This window comes from Butyricicoccus sp. AM78-15b2TA (assembly GCF_027665985.1).
Lineage (GTDB): Bacteria > Bacillota > Clostridia > Oscillospirales > Butyricicoccaceae > Agathobaculum > Agathobaculum butyriciproducens.
Genome location: NZ_JAQEHY010000011.1, coordinates 24216 through 41773, shown reverse-complemented (window position 1 = coordinate 41773; position 17558 = coordinate 24216). Strand labels below are relative to the sequence as shown.

Below are 17558 nucleotides of genomic sequence, written 5' to 3'. Positions count from 1 at the left end.
CTTCCCCATGTTAAATAAACCTCAACTGCTTCGCCGTCTGCTCGCGCTGTGCGGACTGCTGCTGCTGTGCAGCGGTGTGGCGCTCTCGCAGTTATTCCAGCTGCAGATTCTGAGCGGCGAAAAGTATGTCCGCCGCTCGGCGGAGTTTCTCACCACCACGTCTACGGTTTCCGCAGCCCGCGGTGAGATCCTCGACCGCTACGGCAGGCCGCTCGTCACCAACAACACCGGCTTTTCGCTCGTGCTCATCTACTCGTCCTTCTGGGACGGCAACGACAAGCGGTTTGATACCCTGCTCGATCTGACGCACCGTATCCAGACCGCGGCCGTGGACGCGACCGCCAAGCAGAATGCCGCAAAGGCGGCTGCTGCCACCGATACCTCGAGTGACACCTCTGCGGATGCTGCAGACAGCACGGATACGTCCTCGGACACCCCGACCGACACCGCGCAGGCGGTTTCTGCGGACACGGCGGCGATTCCGTCCATCAACGACCGGCTGCCGATCACGCAGTCCGCGCCGTTCACCTACAACAGCTCATCGCTGACCGAATTATCGGGTTATATGAAGGACAGCGCCAAGTCGCTCGGTCTGGATGCGGTTACGGCGGCCGTAGACGCTGCCAAACAGGCGAGCGAGACCGACCCCAAGACCGACGAGAACGGCAACACCATTGATCAGGCGGCACAGGTGGATGCGACCAAGCTGGTCTCCCCGACCGAGTTTATCAACGCCATGCGCGCCTATATGGAGAAAAACCTCGGCATGCCGACCGATCTCTCGCTTTCGGATGCCCGCACGATGGTCGGCATCTATTACAGCATGCGCACGGTCGGCTTCAGCAATCAGGCGACCTACACGCTCGCGGACAATGTGCCGATGGACCTGATCGCCTATATCAAGGAGCACAGCGCGGATTTTCAGGGCATTGAAATCCAGAGCGAAGCCGTCCGCCAGTACGACACCGCCACCGCCGCGCACCTGCTCGGCACGATCGGCTCCCTGACCTCCGACGAGTGGAATTCCGACAAAAACGGCGGCCCTTACAAGGACAAGGCAGGCTACCAGATGAGCGATCTCATCGGCAAATCCGGTCTGGAGAGCGCGCTCGAGTCCTACCTGCACGGCACGGCAGGCTCCCGCACGGTGGAGACCGACCTTGGCGGTTCGGCTATTGCCGAGCAGACCACCGCTACGGCTCCCAAGCCGGGCGACAATGTTATCACCACGATTGACCTTGACCTGCAGGAAGTCGCCGAGAAATCGCTGGCAGGCAATCTCTCCGCTTACGGCAAGGGCGGCGCGGCTGTTGCGCTCGACCCGAACACGGGCGAGGTGCTCGCGATGGCGTCCTACCCGACCTACGACCTGGCAAACTACAACAAAAACTACGCCTCTATCCAGGCGGACAGCCGCCATCCGGAGGTAAACCGTGCAACCTCGGGTGTGTACCCGCCGGGCTCTACCTTTAAGATGGTGACCGCCATCGCGGGTCTGGAGGAAGGCATCATCTCCGGTGACACCTACGTTACCTGTACCGGCACCTACGAGTACGGCGGACAGACCTTCCGCTGCAACAACCACGACACGCCCATGACGCTCAACGTCACGGATGCGCTCAAATACTCGTGCAATACGTTCTTCTACACGGTCGGTCAGAAGCTGACCGGTGAGCACCTCGAGCAGTGGACTAAGAAGTTCGGTCTCGGCACGGCGACCGGCATCGAGGTCGGTGAAACCACCGGTCAGGCGGCAGGCCCGACCTACCGTGAGCAGCAGCGCAAGGCCGACCCGGCGATCCGCGAATGGCAGGGCGGCGATGATCTGAACGCAGCGATCGGTCAGTCGGATAACGGCTTTACGCCGCTGCAGCTGGCAAACTATGTTTCCGCGATCGTAAACGGCGGCACGCTGTACAAGCCGACGCTCGTCAAAAGCATCAAAAGCTACGATTACAGCAGCTTCATGAAAACCGATGAATCCGAGGTGCGCGGCAAGATCGACATTTCGGATGCCACGCGTGAGCTTGTCATGCAGGGCATGAGCGAGGTTACCGACGAGGGCGGTACCGCAGGCAGCGTTTTCGCGGACTACCCCATCAAGGTTGGCGGCAAGACCGGTACGGCCGAGATGTTCGAGAACGGCGAGTCGTTCGACAACGGTCTGTTCATCGCGTTTGCACCCTTTGACAACCCGCAGATCGTTATCTGCGTGGTCGGTGAAGGCGCAGGCCACGGCGCTTACGTTGCGCCGATCGTGCGTGATATGCTCGATGAGTATTTCTCTGTCGGCAAGTCGGACAGCGCAGCCTCCCGTCAGGCGGAGAACACCCTGATTCGATAAAACAATTGTAAGCGAAACTGCAGTTTCGCGGCAGCCTAAGCCCGGCAAATGTGATTTTGCCGGGTTTTTTCTTTCCAAACCCGGTGCCATTTGAAGTTTTCGTCAAAAAAATCGCGATGAACGCTTGTAAACCGCCCGCTGTTAGTTTATAATACACTTGTAGGCGAATCTGCAGATTTATGCGGTATTGCCTTAAGGCAATACCGCATAATTGAACAAGAGCGATTTGCGAGCAAATTTTGCGTTCTGACAAGGCACGGTTTTGCGGTAATACTTGATGTATTACCGTGAAATCTCGGCAGCGCGGACGGAACTCGCGCAAGGAACCGAAGCCAAAGTCAGGGCACAAAATTTCCGCAAAGCGCCGCAGCTTTAATTATGCGGTATTGCCTTAAATAAGGTTTTCTTTCGGAGGCGGTATGTTGAAGGTGATTCTTGTTGCGTCCGGTAAGGGCGGCACAGGAAAAACCTCCCTTACAGCGGGCGTAGGCGCGGCTCTCGCGCAGCTTGGCAGCAAAGTGCTGCTGATTGACGGCGACTGCGGTCTGCGCAATCTGGATATCGTGCTCGGCATGTCTGATCGGGTGGTCTACTCGTTTGCCGATGTGGCAGGCGGCGCGGTCCCCCTCGCGGATGCCATGGCGTGTCATCCGGATATGAAAACGCTGTACTTACTCACTGCACCGGTGGCGCTTCCCGCTCTCAGCGAGCGCGGCATGGAGCAGCTGGCTGTGCAGGCCGAGGAGGCCGGGTTCGACTACCTGCTGATCGACGGTCCCGCCGGACTGCCGGCTGAGCTTTCCTTTCTGGCACACATTGCCACGCAGGCGATCATCGTCACCTCGACCGACCGCGTGTGTGTCCGCGGCGCAGAACGCTGCGCCCGCAAGCTGGAGGAGGAATACTGCATCCAGCGCATCCGCATGGTGCTTAACCGCGTGCGTCCGCAACTCATCAGCCACGGCAAATCCGGCAACATCGACGACGCGATGGACGAAGCAGGGCTTCCCCTGCTCGGTCTCGTGCCCGAGGATGTGGATCTCATTTCGTGCAGCAACAGCGGCAGGAGCATTCATGCCGTCAAGCACACGGGCGCGGCTCGCGCCTTTATGAATATCGCCCGGCGGCTCAACGGCGAGCGTATTCCACTTAAATTGTAAGTAATCTCAAAATGAATATACAGGAAAGGGGTTATTCCTGATGAATATAGCACTGATCGCACATGACCGCAAAAAAGAACTGATGGTACAGTTTTGCATGGCATACTGCGGTATTCTTGCAAAGCATAATATCTGTGCCACCGGCACCACCGGCAAGTTTGTTGAAGAAGCTACCGGTCTGAAAATCGACAAGTGCCTTGCGGGTATGCAGGGCGGCGAGGAGCAGATCTCCGCGCGCGTGGCCTACAACGAGATCGACCTCGTGCTGTTTTTCCGTGATCCGATGTCCAACGCACAGTACGAACCGGACGTTCATGCGATTTCCCGCCTGTGTGACATGCACAATATCCCGATTGCAACCAACTCGGCAACCGCCGAGATGCTCATCCTCGGTCTGGATCGCGGTGATCTGGATTGGCGTAATATTGTCAACCCGAAGAACAAAAAATAAACAATAGCATTCGTTGCACCGGATCGGGTACGCCAATTCGGTGCATACGTCTGTCTTGAGGAGAATCAAAATAGTTATGGAAAAAGTAAAACCCAGAACCTTATCCGGCTTTATGGAGCTGCTTCCGGCACCGCAGGTGCAGATGGAGCGCATCATGCAGGTACTGCGCGAAACCTATGCGCTGTACGGCTTCTATCCGCTGGATACCCCGCTGATCGAGTCCTCCGAGGTGCTGCTTGCCAAGGGCGGCGGCGAGACCGAAAAGCAGATCTACCGCTTCACCAAGGGCGACAGCGATCTGTCCCTGCGATTCGATCTGACCGTACCGCTGGCAAAGTATGTTGCCCAGCACTACGGCGAGCTGACCTTCCCGTTCCGCCGTTTCCAGATCGGCAAGGTTTACCGCGGTGAGCGCGCACAGCGCGGCCGTTTCCGCGAGTTCTATCAGGCGGACATCGACGTCATCGGTGACGGCAAGCTGGACATCATCAACGAGGCCGAGGTGCCGAGCATCATCTACAAGACGTTCACCTCCCTGGGCCTCGAGCGCTTCAAGATCCGCATCAACAACCGCAAGGTGCTCAACGGCTTCTTCGCTATCCTCGGTCTGACCGAGAAGGCCGGCGACGTGATGCGTACCATCGACAAGCTGGAGAAGATCGGCGCAGAAAAGGTAAAGACCATTCTGGTCGAGGATTTCAGCGTGGAAGCGGCTGTGGCTGACGAGCTGCTGAAGTTCATCGAGACCCCGGGCGGCACCGAGGGTATCCTCGCGGCGCTGGAGGGCTACAAGGGCAGGAACGAGGTGTTCGACCTCGGCGCAGAGGAGCTGAAAACGGTTGCAACCTATATGCAGGCGTTCGGCGTTCCGGCTGACCACTTCGAGATCGACCTGACCATTGCCCGCGGTCTGGACTACTACACCGGCACCGTTTACGAGACCGCTATGCTCGACCATCCGGAAATCGGTTCCATCTGCTCGGGCGGCCGCTACGACAACCTTGCCGAGTATTACACCGACAAGCAGCTGCCGGGCGTTGGCATCTCCATCGGTCTGACCCGCCTGTTCTACGTTCTCGGTGAGCAGGGCTACCTGAACGACCAGATGAACAAAGCACCGGCGGACGTACTCATCCTGCCGATGACTGACGACATGGGCGCCGCTATCAAGACCGCTACCGCTCTGCGTGAGTCGGGCATCCGCACCCAGCTGTACAGCGAGCAGAAGAAGTTCAAGCACAAGATCGGCTACGCCGACAAGCTGGGCATTCCGTTCGTTATCTTCCTCGGCGAGGATGAAATTAACGCGGGCGTGGTCGCTGTCAAGGATATGGAGAGCGGCGAGCAGGTCAAGGTTTCGCTTGACGAGGCAGCAAAGCTGATTCATGACGGTCTGGCGAAGAAAAACGCAGGCAAGGTCATCTGCGACAAATAATTCATTCTAATTAGGAATTAGTAGTTAGTAATTATTGATTGCTGACTGTTAATAGAAGGATAGGATTTTTTAACTGAATATGGAGGGATTTTTTATGAAACAGCTTGTTTACGGCGGTATTCTCATGATAACCGGCATGCTCGGTGTCATTGCGGCTATTCTGGCGCTTTCCGCGTCGATTGCCGACAACGCTTCCATTATGTTCCTTATCGCCTTTGCCGGCATTATTTTATTTGCGATTATGGTCTTTCTCGGCTATTATGAGCATGTTCGTCCGGCAATGAAGGATAAGGATTCCGAGTAAGGAGGCCGTCTTATGGATAAACTGCGTAAGACCATCATTCGCTGCACGGGATTTCTGTGCGCTGCGATTTTTCTGGCAAACGGATTTATGATCCTGCCAATTGCGTCCCTCATTATCGGCTTTATCGCCGCTTATCTTGTGGGTTCCGACGCTGTGGAAGATGTGATCTCCACAATCAAGGAAACCGGCGATAAATAAAGAAATTGTTCAAAATACTTAGTAATAAGGATTGATAAACATGAATAACACATCTATTGCAGGCATGAAGCGCACGCATATGTGCGGCGAGCTTCGCCTGGAGCACGCCGGTCAGACCGTTACCGTAAACGGCTGGGTTGACCGCGTGCGCGACAACGGCGGCGTACTGTTCCTGCTGCTGCGCGACCGCGCAGGCATCGTGCAGTGCACCTTTGACAAGTCGGTAAACGCCGACCTGTTCGACATTGCCTTCACCTGCCGCACCGAGTTCGTTGTAGCGGTAAAGGGCAAGCTGGTGGCCCGCGACGCGGCGGCCATCAACAAGAAGATGCCGACCGGCGAGGTTGAAATTATTGCCGAGGACATTCGCATTCTGTCCAAGGCGGAGACCACCCCGTTTGAGATTGACGACACCAAGGAGGTCGGTGACCAGATTCGTCTGAAGTACCGCTACCTCGATCTGCGCCGTCCGTCCATGCAGAAGAACCTGATGCTGCGCCACCGCGTAACGCAGGTTGCCCGCAACTACTTCGACGAGCACGGCTTCCTCGAGATCGAAACCCCGATGCTCACCAAGTCCACCCCGGAAGGCGCGCGCGACTACCTCGTGCCGTCCCGTGTACATCCGGGCAAGTTCTACGCCCTGCCGCAGTCCCCGCAGCAGTACAAGCAGCTGCTCATGCTGTCCGGCATGGACCGTTACATTCAGATCACTCGCTGCTTCCGCGATGAGGATCTGCGTGCTGACCGTCAGCCGGAATTTACCCAGATCGACCTCGAGATGTCGTTCGTGGAGCAGGATGACGTTATCGCCGTCAACGAGGGCTTCCTCCAGCGCGTATTCAAGGAAGTGCTCGATGTTGACATTCAGCTGCCGCTGCCGCGCATGACCTGGCAGGACGCCATGGACAAGTACGGCTCGGACAAGCCGGACGTTCGCTTCGGTTTTGAAATCAAGGATATTTCCGACATTGCCAAGGACTGCTCGTTCAAGGTGTTCAAGGACACCGTGGAGAACGGCGGCACGGTTCGTCTCATCAACGTAAACGGCTATGCGGACAAATTCCCGCGCAAGGAGATCGACAAGCTGGGCGAGTTCGTCAAGACCTACCGCGCAAAGGGTCTGGCATGGATGAAGATTGCCGCGGACGGCAGCATGACTTCTTCGTTTGCCAAGTTCCTGTCCGAGGACGAGATTGCAGCCATCAAGGAGCGCGCAGGTGCAAAGGAGAACGACCTGCTGTTCGTTGTTGCCGACGCAAACTGGCAGACCGCCGCTGTGGCTCTGGGCGCGCTGCGCTGCGAGCTGGCTAAGCGCCTGGGTCTGGCTAAGAAGGACGACTTCAAGCTGCTGTGGGTCACCGAGTTCCCGCAGTTCGAGTACAGCGAGGAGGAGAACCGCCTCGTAGCCATGCACCATCCGTTCACCGCACCGATGGACGAGGATATCCCGCTGCTGGACACCGATCCGGCCAAGGTTCGTGCCAAGGCGTACGACATTATCCTCAACGGCTGTGAGCTGGGCGGCGGCTCCATTCGTATCCACGATCCCGAGCTGCAGACCAAGATGTTCGAGGCCCTCGGCTTCACCGAGGAGAAGGCCAAGGAGCAGTTCGGTCACCTGATTACTGCATTCTCCTACGGCGCACCTCCGCACGGTGGTCTGGCTTACGGTCTGGATCGTCTGTGCATGCTGCTCGCCGGTCTGGATTCCATCCGCGACGTGATCGCCTTCCCGAAGGTTCAGAACGCGTCCGACCTGATGATGAACTGCCCGGATATCGTAGACGACAAGCAGCTGGACGATCTCTCTATCGCAGTTACCCGCGTAGAGGAAACGCCTGAGGCATAAATTCTAACGACTTGAGAAGCCGCTGCGGAAACACCACAGCGGCTTTTCCGTTTCTGCGAAAGGAGCAACTTTTTTGAGCATTGAACACAAGGTTCAAAACGAAACCGGAAGAAATCCGTACCGAATCGGTGCAAATGTACTGCTGCTCGTTGCGTTTTTCCTGCTGTTCCATCCCCTGCTGAGCAGGGGCTCGCTGATGTATCAGCCGACCATCTCGCACTGGCTGACCGCAGGCGCATTCGTGCCGCTGGTGCTGCGTCCGTGGCGCCGCAACCACCCGTTTGCGGAAAATCACACGCGGCTGTACGCGGCGGTTCTGCTCGTGCATGACGTGCTGCTGTTCCTGTCTGCGGCGGCTGTCAGCCTGATCCTGGTGGAATACATGGTCAAGGGCTGTGTCATTACGCTCAAGCAGTCTTTTTTTCAGGGTTGGATCTGCTATGTGGCGGTTTACGCCGCGGCCTATCTGATCTGCGGCAACGTGCGTGTCGGCGTATGCCTCGGCATGGCAATTTCGATGATCCACGGCATGATCGACCACTACGTTATGCTGTTCCGCGGCACGCCTGTCATGCTGAGCGACATTGCCGCCATCGGCACGGCAGCCAACGTGTCCAAGGGCTACTCTGCACCGATAGAGCTTTCCGTGCTCCGCGCCGCAGCGGCGGCTGTGCTGTTCTGCGTGAGCGTGTGCCTGATGCAGCGCAGCTTCAAGGTGCACAAGCGCTGGTACTTCCGCAGACTGTTTTCGCTGCCGTGTGTGCTCGTGCTGGCGTTCATCGCCTACACCGGCATCCAGACGGTCGGCACCGGACTGGCGTTCTGGCAGTCCAGCCGCCAGTACAGCGAGATTTTCTACTTCCTGCGCTGCGCGACCAGCTCGTTTGTCAAGCAGCCGGAGGGTTACAGCGCGGATTCGCTTTCTGACGCACAGAGCGAATTTACCGGCAAACAGGGCACGAAAACGCCCAATCTGATCGTGATTATGAACGAATCCTTCTCGGATCTCGGCTCGGTCGGTGCGCTTGAGACCAACGAGGACCCCATGCCGTATGTGCACAAGCTGATGCAGGGTCAGGAGAACACCATCAGCGGTCAGCTGACCGTTTCGACCTTCGGCGGCGGCACCGCCAACACCGAGCTGGAGTTCCTCACCGGCGATTCAATGGCGTTCCTGCCGTACAACTGCTCGGCGTATCAGGTGTTCATCAAGAGCGAAATGCCCAATCTGACCTCGGGTCTGGATTCGCTCGGCTACCAGACGGCGGCGATTCATCCCTATCTGTCCACCTCGTGGAACCGCACGAACGTCTACCGCTTCTTCGGCTTTGAAGCGCAGTATTATCAGGACGATTTTGCCGCTGACGCCGGTCGTGTGCGCGATTATATCAGCGACAGTGCAAGCTACAAGAAGATTTTCGAGCTGTACGAGAGCAAGAGGGAAAACACGCCGCTGTTCGTGTTCAACGTAACGATGCAGAACCACGGCGGCTACGACTGGGACGGCGACGGTTACTTCGACAAGCGCATCTGCCTCACCGGTAAGGAGCAGGACAAGTACCCGACGGTTGACCAGTACCTATCGCTCGTGCGGTACAGCGACGACGCCGTGCAGGAGCTGATCAGCTACTTCTCCAAGGTGGATGAGCCGACGGCGATCGTGTTCTTCGGCGACCACCAGCCCAATCTGCCGGAGGACTTTTACAACACCCTGCTCGAGAGTCAGCGCGGCGATCTCTCGGATGCCGAGCTACGCCAGAAAAAGATGGTAACGCCGTTCTTCATCTGGGCGAACTACGACATCAAGGAGCAGACAAACATGCAGATCAGCGCGAACTATCTGTCCGCGTATGCGCTGAACGCGCTCGGCTGCTCGACCTCGGGCTTTGACCAGATGCGCCTTGCCCTGCAGCAGCAGATTCCGGTGATGAACGTCAACGGCTACCGCCTGCCGGACGGCACCTGGTATCCGCAGAGTGAACAGCCGGAAAACGACCTGCTGAACGATTATCACCATGCGGAATATGCGCAGATTTTTGACGCAAAAAATCGCAGCGATGAATGGTATACACCGTAATTCCGTACAGAATCCCCGCTTTATGCGGGGATTTTTTCCTTGTAAAAAAGATACAGTTTTACGAATTTTTTTGTTGTTATTGATAATTTTTTAACGTTTACTTTGTAAATCTGCTTTCAGTTAACGTCGAAATGCACAAATACGTCTTCTTGTTTATGTGCAAGTATCCAAAGTGCAAAAAAAAGTAAAAAAAATGTTTTGCTATAGCCTCTGTATAGTGTTAGAATAACTCTCGGACAAACGGCAACGCGGTTTGCCCATTTAACAGATCATCAGTCCTTCGATTGACGGTCTTGTTTTTTGGGATCTTGCGGGCACGCGCACGCAAGCGCAGACCGAGGCCGTCATTCAGAAATCGTTTCGGTGGATTTTGAGGGATCTCCGCCGGGACACGAAATTTTTACAAGGGGAGAAAAAGATGAACTTCGTAAACTCCATGGCGTTTACCGCGATCACCTTCGTGGCGTTCACGGCACTCGTCGCACTCATCTCGTGGTGGAAAACCCGCGGTGACAACCTCGACACGCAGGACGGCTACTATCTCGGCGGCCGCAGCCTGACCGGCCCGGTCATTGCCGGTTCTCTGCTGATGACCAACCTTTCCGCAGAACAGCTCGTTGGCAACAACGGTCAGGCAGTTCGCGTCGGCATGTCCACCATGGGCTGGGAGGTAACCTCTGCAATCGCTCTGGTAATCCTCGCATTCGTACTGATGCCGAAGTACCTGAAGACCGGTCTGACCACCGTTCCGCAGTTCTTTGAGCAGCGCTACGACGAAGGCACCCGCCGTCTGGTTTCCATCATCGTACTGCTCAGCTACGTTGTAATCATGCTGCCGAACATCCTGTACGCAGGCGCACAGGTATTCGTAAACATCTTCGGCATTGACGAGATGTTCGGTATTTCCCGTTTCGCAGCAATCGCAATCGTCTGTGTTGCAACCGCAATCATCGGTTCTATCTACGCCATCTTCGGCGGCCTGAAGGCAATCGCACTGTCCGACTCCATCAACGGCCTCGGCCTGATCGTCGGCGGCCTGCTGGTTCCGGTATTCGGCTTCATGTTCCTGTCCGGCCAGCTTGGCGGCGACGGCTCCTTCATGGACGGCTTCGACAAGTTCCTGCACACCAATCCGTCCTACCTGAACGCCATCAACGAGGTTAACACCCCGGAGCCGTGGCTCCCGTGGCCGCTGCTGTTCACCGGTCTGCTGGTCAACAACATGTACTACTGGGCAACCAACCAGTCCATCATCCAGCGTACCTTCGGTGCTAAGAACCTGAAGGAAGCACAGAAGGGCGCCGTATTTGCAGGCTTCCTCAAGATCATGACTCCGCTGATCATCGTTGTTCCGGGCGTTATCTGCGCACTGGCTTACCCGGGCATGGACTGGGGTTCCGGCGACTCCGCTTACCCGATGCTGGTAGCACAGGTTATGCCGAAGCCGATCCTGGGCTTCTTCGCTGCTGTAATGTTCGGCGCGATCCTGTCCTCCTTCAACTCGGTACTGAACTCCGCATCCACCATCTACGCACTCGACATTCACCGTCCGCTGTTCAACCCGACCGCATCCGATGCCCGCATGGTTAAGATCGGCCAGAACTTCGGTACTGTAGTAGCAGTTGTTTCCACCATCATGTCCCCGTTCATGCTGTACATGGGCGGCATCACGAGCTTCGTAAACTCTGCTTTCGCTGCGTTCAACACCCCGATCTTTGTTTGCCTGCTGTGCGGCTTCTTCTGGAAGAAGGTTCCGGCTATCGCTGCTAAGATCGTCATCCCGGTTCACGTTGTACTGTACTTCATTCTCCAGTTCGGTCTGCGTAACGTAATCCCGGCACTGAACAACATCCACTACCTGTACTTCACCGCGATCCTGTTCGTATTCGACATGCTGCTGATGTGGGTAATCGTTAAGAAGCATCCGCGTGCAACCGATTTCGAGCTGAAGGACGTAGGCGCTGTAGATCTGACCCCGTGGAAGAACGGCAAGATCTGGGCTACCGTTACCCTGCTGATCATGGTTCTGGCTTATGTAATCTTCTCTCCCCTTGGCTTCGGCAAGAGCGAGAAGACCACCTACCAGAACTACCTCGAGAATCAGACCACTGCTTCTGTTTCCGATTCTGTTCAGTAATGCAACTCAAAACGACCGTCTTTCGACGGTCGTTTTTTTATGCCTATCCCCTATGCAAATCATGCAAAACGTGCTATGCTAATACTAAGGCGAGAACGCCCGTACAAGGAGGAATCACCATGAAGGAACACTATAAGGGTATCGGCCATATTGCGATCTACACCGTAGATATGGACCAGAGCATTGCATTTTACGAGATGATCGGCGGCAGTGTATTCAAGCGCGACGGCGTAGAGACGCCGGAGGGCCTGAAGAAGCTGGCGCTCGTTGAATTCGGCGGCTTCCTGCTCGAGCTGATCGAGCCGCCCGCAGACACGCTCGTGCCGTCCGGCGAGGGCAGCATCCCGCACTTTGCCGTTTACGTTGACGACCTCGACAAGACCGCGGCTGACCTCAAGGCGGCAGGCGTTATCAGCTTCACTGCACCAGAGAAGAAGGTGCTGCCGAATACCTTCGGCGGTTTGCAGAACTGGTTCTTCACCGGCCCGTCCGGTGAGCAGATCGAGCTGCTGCAGATGCTGTAAAAAACGAACACCTCCCGTCTGTATCGATGGGAGGTGTTTTTTATGCAGCCCGCCCTACGGAAACTATTTAATTCGCTCCTTAAAAATGAAACAGCATACAAATAAAAAACGAAACCACCACACTAATTCTCTATTCTCCCTTATTCAGCCCTCAGGCGACAAAAAAGCTCCCAACCTCACGGTTGGGAGCTTTCGTAAACCTAAAGCGAGTTTATCGCGCGCTATTAATAGTGGCGAGACTCGAACAGGTGATCCTCGATGCGCTTGCGGGCAGCCTGAACCTCAGCCTTCTGAGATACCTCAGCTACGCCTACACGCCACCAAGCCTCGTAGCCTGCGGACATGGTCTTCGGCAGAACCTTCATGTCGATCAGGGTGGAAACGGTCTGCTTCTTGGAATCCTCGATTGCAGCCTTCAGCTCGTCAAGAGTCTTAACGGTGTAGGTCTTGCAGCCGTAAGCAGCGCCGATTGCAGCGTAATCTACCTGGATTACCTTGCCCTTGTGTACGCCGTTGGTTACGCCTTCCTCAAGCATGTTCTTCTCGGTGCAGATGGAAGCGTTGCCGTTGGAAACCTCGAGGTTGTTGATGCAGCCGAAGGAAGCGTTATCGAACAGCATAACGTTGATCTTGTGGCCCATCTGAACCGAAGTGATCAGCTCAGAGTGCAGCATGTCGAAGGAACCGTCGCCGCACATAGCGTAAACTTCCTGATCCGGGCAAGCGATCTTAGCGCCCAGAGCGGAGGCAACCTCGTAACCCATGCAGGAGTAACCGTACTCCATGTGGTAGGTGTTCTCCTTGCGGGCACGCCACAGACCCTGCATGTCGCCCGGCAGAGAGCCTGCTGCTGCACATACGATAGCGTTGTCATCAATGAGATGGTTGATAGTGCCCAGAACGGTGGTCTGGCACAGCTTGCAGCCGGTATCCTCGATGTACTTCTCAACGCACTCACGGTTGTCGTCGTTGCACTCCGGGGTGAAGTGCTCCGGATCGGTGTACTCAACCTTGTCCAGACGCTCAACCTCGGTCCACCACTCCTTGCGCAGAGCAGCAACTTCCTCAGCGTAAGCCTTGTCGGTGTGGTAGCCGATCTTAGCCAGCTCCTCGCCGATTGCGGTCAGAGCCTCGTTTGCGTCAGCAACGACCGGAGTAGCATCCATCTTGTAAGCCTGGAACTCAGACGGGTTGATGTTGACGAACTTAGCGTCGGTGCGGTACAGCCACTTGGAAGCGGTGGTGAAGTCGGTGTAACGGGTGCCAACGCCGATTACAACGTCAGCCTCGTGCGCCAGCTTGTTTGCAGCGATGCCGCCGGTGGTGCCCAGACCGCCGAGGTTCAGCTCGTGATCCCAAACAACAGCGGACTTGCCGGCCTGGGTCTCGCCGAATGCGATGCCGAAGTCCTCAGCGAACTTCTTGAATACCTTGTGTGCCTCAGCGTAACGAACGCCGCCGCCGCAGATCAGGAGCGGCTTCTTTGCGTTCTTGATGACCTCAACAGCCTTGTCCAGAGCGTACTTGGTAACCGGACGGCGGTCGATGCGCCATACGCGCTTCTTGAAGAAGTCAACCGGGTAATCGTATGCTTCAGCCTGAACGTCCTGCGGCAGAGAAATTGCAACAGCACCGGTGTTAGCGGTATCGGTCAGAACACGCATAGCGGAGATCATGTCGGTCATAACCTGCTCCGGACGGTTGATGCGGCCCCAGTACTTGGTAACAGCCTGGAAAGCATCATGAGCGGAGATGGACAGGTTCTGCGGCTGCTCCATCTGCTGGAGAACCGGGTCCGGCTGACGGGAAGCGTAGATGTCGCCCGGCAGGATCAGAACCGGAATGTTGTTAGCGGTAGCGGTAGCAGCAGCGGTAACCATGTTGCAAGCGCCGGGGCCTACGGAAGAGGTGCAGGCGAAGATGGACTTGCGGCGCATCTGCTTAGCGTAGCCAACTGCAGCCAGAGCCATGCCCTGCTCGTTCTTGCCCTGGTAAACAACCATGTCCTTGAGCTCCTGCTCAACGCCGTTAGCGAAGCCAACTACGTTGCCGTGGCCCGGCAGCATGAAGATGCCCTTAACGAACTTGTGCTCCTGCTCGTTGCCATCCATATCAATGTAGCTGATATACTGGTTCTCGAGGAAGCGAACGAGTGCCTGAGACGCAGTCAGACGAACGGTTTCCATATGAATCATGTTGGAAATCCTCCTAAATAGAATACAAATAATGATGAATCAAAGCCAGTCTCCAACAAGCCTTGACTTAGCACCCTCCCTCTCCAAAAGGAGGGGCAAGGGAACCATAGGTTCCCAAACGCACGAGACAGGTCTCGTGCCTGCCGCGCGCACGCGGCAGATGCAGTTCCTTATCAAAGTCCAGCTCCGCCGGACTTTGATACCACTGCCTGCGCCGTGGCGGCGCAGCCACCTTTGCCGTGCAAAGGTGAGAGGGGTATCGCCAAAAGTTTCTACGGAACTTTTGGCGTATATAGGGGAGACGGAGTCGCCCCTATAAGCGGCAATCAGTTGCCGCTCGGGCAGTGCCAGATATGATCGTTGGCATCGTCCTCAAGCAGCCACAGGTGCTCCTCGTCGTCGATGCGGGTCTTGTCCCACGGGTCGTCCGGCAGATGACGGATGCCCCATGCGTAGCAGCAGGAGTAACCCGGTGCGGTTACCTGAGAGTGCATCTTGTCGGTGATGATAGCCAGACCGTTGTGATGCGTTTCGTAGATCTCGCCGTTGCCCCAGCCTGCGCCGAAGCCCATCGGCTTGTCGAAGCGGTAGAAGTAGCACTCCGGCTGCGGATGATGATGCGGCGGGTAAGAGGACCACTTGCCCGGCAGGTTGACAACTTCGCCCAGGACCATGTTGGAGTACGGTGCGTTGTCAAGGTCGAAGCAGGTGCGTACATCGCGCTTGATGCAGCCCATCAGCTCGCCCTTGTTGCCGCGTGCCCAGGTATCGGTGTCTTCCGGCTTGTACATCTTGCTTGGGAAGGTCTTTTCGTTCAAAGTCTTCTGGATGTAGATGTTGCACGGACCGTGTGCGATGATCTCGAACTTTACGCCCTTGCAAACGTGCAGGCAGGACGGGTTGTAATCGAACGGATTCGGACGGTCTACGTCGTAGGACTCATTCTCCCACTTGATGGTGCACTTGCCGTCGAATACCAGTGCTGCAACTTCCTTCTCAGGCTCCTCGCAGCTCCAGGTGTCGCCGTCTTCCATCACGAGGAGAGCAACGTCCATCATGGCATCCTTGCCGATGCCTTCGTCAAGACGGATGTACTCGTTGTATCCGCGCTTGACCTGCTTATCCATGTACATAGGAATTCCCTCCAAAAAATAATTTTTTGGTGCGGTGACCGGTATATCCCACCCGATCACGCAGATTCAGCTGTGTAAAACAGCCTATCTATTATCATTATACCACGCCATAACAGCCAGTTTCAACCACTCATTGAACGGATTCGGCGCGGTGCGGAAAGGCTTTGGCATTCAGCACAAAAATCCAAGCGGATTTTCTCGCAAATGATACAACAAAAATACGATTGGTTTATGTCGCACTCTTGCCTTCCCTTCCTTTTTCATCTATAATTATAGCAGATATTCAAAGGATTGCTTGCAATTTCTTCAGCAGTAATAACACGATTTTAAGGTATGCACGCAGCGTGTGCACAAGAAAGGATTTTCGCCATGGATGCAGCCCGCCGAGAAAAAAAAGAGCACGGCACACTTGCGTTTCCGTTTCAGATCTACCCCGCGCTGGACGGCAGTGAGGCCGATGACAGCGATTTCATCCCCTATCACTGGCACCCGGAGCTGGAAATCATCACGGTGGACGCGGGCCACGTTTCGCTCACCATCGCCGACCACACCTATGAGGGCACGCACGGCGATGTGTTCTTCGCCGCCGGTGAGGAATTGCACGAAATTCGTGCCGCCGGACGGGAGAATCAGTTCCGCTCGTTCGTATTTGCTGCGGATTTCCTGCAGTTTTCGCGTGCCGACCAGAGCGAATTCGCGCTGCTCGCGCCGCTCGCGGAGGGACGGCTGCGGTTCGACACCTGCATCCGCGCCGGTGAGCCCGGGCAGAGTGAAATCCGTGCGCTGCTCGCACAGATCGTGCGCGCGTGGCAAGTGCAGGCGCCCGGCTGTCAGCTGGCCGTGAAAGCCGCGCTGCTCGGCATTGTGGCCGTGTGCGCGCAGTACGACAGACTCATCGGACATCAAATGCGCCCGGGCGCGGACTACAAGGCGCAGCAGCTGAAGGAGATCGTCGGCTACCTCGGTGAGCATTTCACCGAACCGCTCTCGCTGCCGGCGGTTGCAGCGGAGTTTGGATTGTCGCCGCAGTATTTCAGCACCTTTTTCCGGGATAATTTCGGAAGAACATTCACCCAGCATATCAATTCCCTGCGGATCGAGCAGGCGGCGCGTCTGCTCCGTGAGACCGATCTGCCGGTCATGGAGGTCGGGTTTCGCGTCGGATTTGATAATTTCAGCTACTTTATCAAGCGGTTTCGGCTTGTGTATGGCGTTTCGCCGTCGCATTATCGAAAAAACAGTTTAACTTAAACACGAGATTTGTTTTCTGCACCGGCTGACCGGGGTGCTCGAACTGCGTCAGCGTGTTCGCCCTAACGGGGCGGCTCCTTTTCTGCACCGGCTGACCGGGGTGCTCGAACTGCGTCAGCGTGTTCGCCCTGACAGGGCGGCTCCTTTCTCTGCACCGGCTGAGCGGGGCACGCGAACTGCGTTAGCGGGTTCGCCCTTTCCGGGCGGGGAGTTTTTCGCTGAACCTCAGCAGGGATTCGCCGTCTGCGGACGGCGGGAGCATCGCGGCGCCCGCCGCGGGGGCAAAAAGGAAGGACAACCTGCGGTTTTCCTTCCTCTTTGGACTCCTACCTTTCCCTTGCTTCCTAATCTGGCGCAAATTTCCTATGTGTGACCGCTCCGAAAAGGAGTACGGCAGAGGATTTTTTCTACCGTATCTTTCGCAACCTGTTCGCAGGGTCAGATACATTACTGCTACACATATGGGTTCATCTAAGCAGGCGCGACATAACAGTGTC

Annotated in this window: 13 protein-coding genes; 11 read left to right on the top strand and 2 right to left on the bottom strand. The window is 56.3% G+C overall.

All coding sequences use genetic code 11. The features are described 5' to 3' along the window. The first annotated feature begins 7 nt into the window (after positions 1 to 7). The 10 genes from PGS25_RS10685 (at position 8) to PGS25_RS10640 (ending at position 12482) form a co-directional block, all read left to right on the top strand. Positions 8 to 2344: a penicillin-binding transpeptidase domain-containing protein gene (locus PGS25_RS10685; RefSeq protein ID WP_270418636.1), complete on the top strand. Its 2337-nt coding sequence runs from the start codon at positions 8 to 10 to the stop codon at positions 2342 to 2344. A 419-nt stretch (positions 2345 to 2763) separates the two neighbouring features. Beyond that, a complete protein-coding gene (locus PGS25_RS10680; RefSeq protein ID WP_117490997.1) occupies positions 2764 to 3504 on the top strand; it encodes a nucleotide-binding protein in 741 nt (246 codons plus the stop codon). 40 nt (positions 3505 to 3544) lie between these two features. After that, entirely contained in the window at positions 3545 to 3955 is a 411-nt protein-coding gene (locus PGS25_RS10675; RefSeq protein ID WP_110437294.1) for a methylglyoxal synthase, read from the top strand. A gap of 76 nt (positions 3956 to 4031) precedes the next feature. Continuing rightward, complete coding sequence (gene hisS / locus PGS25_RS10670) at positions 4032 to 5390, top strand: histidine--tRNA ligase (protein WP_270418634.1); 1359 nt, start codon at positions 4032 to 4034, stop codon at positions 5388 to 5390. A gap of 94 nt (positions 5391 to 5484) precedes the next feature. Continuing rightward, entirely contained in the window at positions 5485 to 5694 is a 210-nt protein-coding gene (locus tag PGS25_RS10665) for a hypothetical protein (protein ID WP_117491001.1), read from the top strand. Positions 5695 to 5706: 12 nt separating this feature from the next. Further along, complete coding sequence (locus tag PGS25_RS10660) at positions 5707 to 5892, top strand: hypothetical protein (RefSeq protein WP_117491003.1); 186 nt, start codon at positions 5707 to 5709, stop codon at positions 5890 to 5892. 40 nt (positions 5893 to 5932) lie between these two features. Further along, complete coding sequence (aspS, locus tag PGS25_RS10655; RefSeq protein ID WP_270418633.1) at positions 5933 to 7744, top strand: aspartate--tRNA ligase; 1812 nt, start codon at positions 5933 to 5935, stop codon at positions 7742 to 7744. A 73-nt stretch (positions 7745 to 7817) separates the two neighbouring features. Continuing rightward, a complete protein-coding gene (locus tag PGS25_RS10650) occupies positions 7818 to 9821 on the top strand; it encodes an LTA synthase family protein (RefSeq protein WP_270418632.1) in 2004 nt (667 codons plus the stop codon). 418 nt (positions 9822 to 10239) lie between these two features. After that, on the top strand, positions 10240 to 11958 hold the full coding sequence (locus PGS25_RS10645; RefSeq protein WP_116704803.1) for a solute:sodium symporter family transporter: 1719 nt from the start codon (positions 10240 to 10242) through the stop codon (positions 11956 to 11958). Between the two features lie 119 nt (positions 11959 to 12077). Then, positions 12078 to 12482: a VOC family protein gene (locus PGS25_RS10640; protein WP_270418631.1), complete on the top strand. Its 405-nt coding sequence runs from the start codon at positions 12078 to 12080 to the stop codon at positions 12480 to 12482. Between the two features lie 224 nt (positions 12483 to 12706). On the opposite strand, the gene iolD is transcribed toward PGS25_RS10640, so the two are convergent. Together iolD and PGS25_RS10630 are read right to left on the bottom strand one after the other, a co-directional pair. Next, positions 12707 to 14668 (bottom strand): 3D-(3,5/4)-trihydroxycyclohexane-1,2-dione acylhydrolase (decyclizing), encoded by a 1962-nt coding sequence (iolD, locus tag PGS25_RS10635; protein WP_270418698.1) that lies wholly within the window; start codon positions 14666 to 14668, stop codon positions 12707 to 12709. Between the two features lie 335 nt (positions 14669 to 15003). Further along, a complete protein-coding gene (locus tag PGS25_RS10630; RefSeq protein WP_270418630.1) occupies positions 15004 to 15810 on the bottom strand; it encodes a 5-deoxy-glucuronate isomerase in 807 nt (268 codons plus the stop codon). A gap of 369 nt (positions 15811 to 16179) precedes the next feature. Here PGS25_RS10630 and PGS25_RS10625 point away from each other — a divergent pair, with 369 nt between their 5' ends. Next, positions 16180 to 17061 (top strand): helix-turn-helix transcriptional regulator, encoded by an 882-nt coding sequence (locus PGS25_RS10625; RefSeq protein ID WP_270418629.1) that lies wholly within the window; start codon positions 16180 to 16182, stop codon positions 17059 to 17061. Positions 17062 to 17558 lie beyond the last annotated feature (497 nt).

Bases quoted from the DNA above. Each gene is read 5' to 3' on its own strand.
- PGS25_RS10685 (WP_270418636.1), top strand. From the start codon at position 8: ATGTTAAATAAACCTCAACTGCTTCGCCGTCTGCTCGCGCTGTGCGGA.
- PGS25_RS10680 (WP_117490997.1), top strand. From the start codon at position 2,764: ATGTTGAAGGTGATTCTTGTTGCGTCCGGTAAGGGCGGCACAGGAAAA.
- hisS (WP_270418634.1), top strand. From the start codon at position 4,032: ATGGAAAAAGTAAAACCCAGAACCTTATCCGGCTTTATGGAGCTGCTT.
- PGS25_RS10640 (WP_270418631.1), top strand. From the start codon at position 12,078: ATGAAGGAACACTATAAGGGTATCGGCCATATTGCGATCTACACCGTA.
- PGS25_RS10660 (WP_117491003.1), top strand. From the start codon at position 5,707: ATGGATAAACTGCGTAAGACCATCATTCGCTGCACGGGATTTCTGTGC.
- iolD (WP_270418698.1), bottom strand. From the start codon at position 14,668: ATGGAAACCGTTCGTCTGACTGCGTCTCAGGCACTCGTTCGCTTCCTC.
- aspS (WP_270418633.1), top strand. From the start codon at position 5,933: ATGAATAACACATCTATTGCAGGCATGAAGCGCACGCATATGTGCGGC.
- PGS25_RS10665 (WP_117491001.1), top strand. From the start codon at position 5,485: ATGAAACAGCTTGTTTACGGCGGTATTCTCATGATAACCGGCATGCTC.
- PGS25_RS10675 (WP_110437294.1), top strand. From the start codon at position 3,545: ATGAATATAGCACTGATCGCACATGACCGCAAAAAAGAACTGATGGTA.
- PGS25_RS10630 (WP_270418630.1), bottom strand. From the start codon at position 15,810: ATGTACATGGATAAGCAGGTCAAGCGCGGATACAACGAGTACATCCGT.
- PGS25_RS10645 (WP_116704803.1), top strand. From the start codon at position 10,240: ATGAACTTCGTAAACTCCATGGCGTTTACCGCGATCACCTTCGTGGCG.
- PGS25_RS10625 (WP_270418629.1), top strand. From the start codon at position 16,180: ATGGATGCAGCCCGCCGAGAAAAAAAAGAGCACGGCACACTTGCGTTT.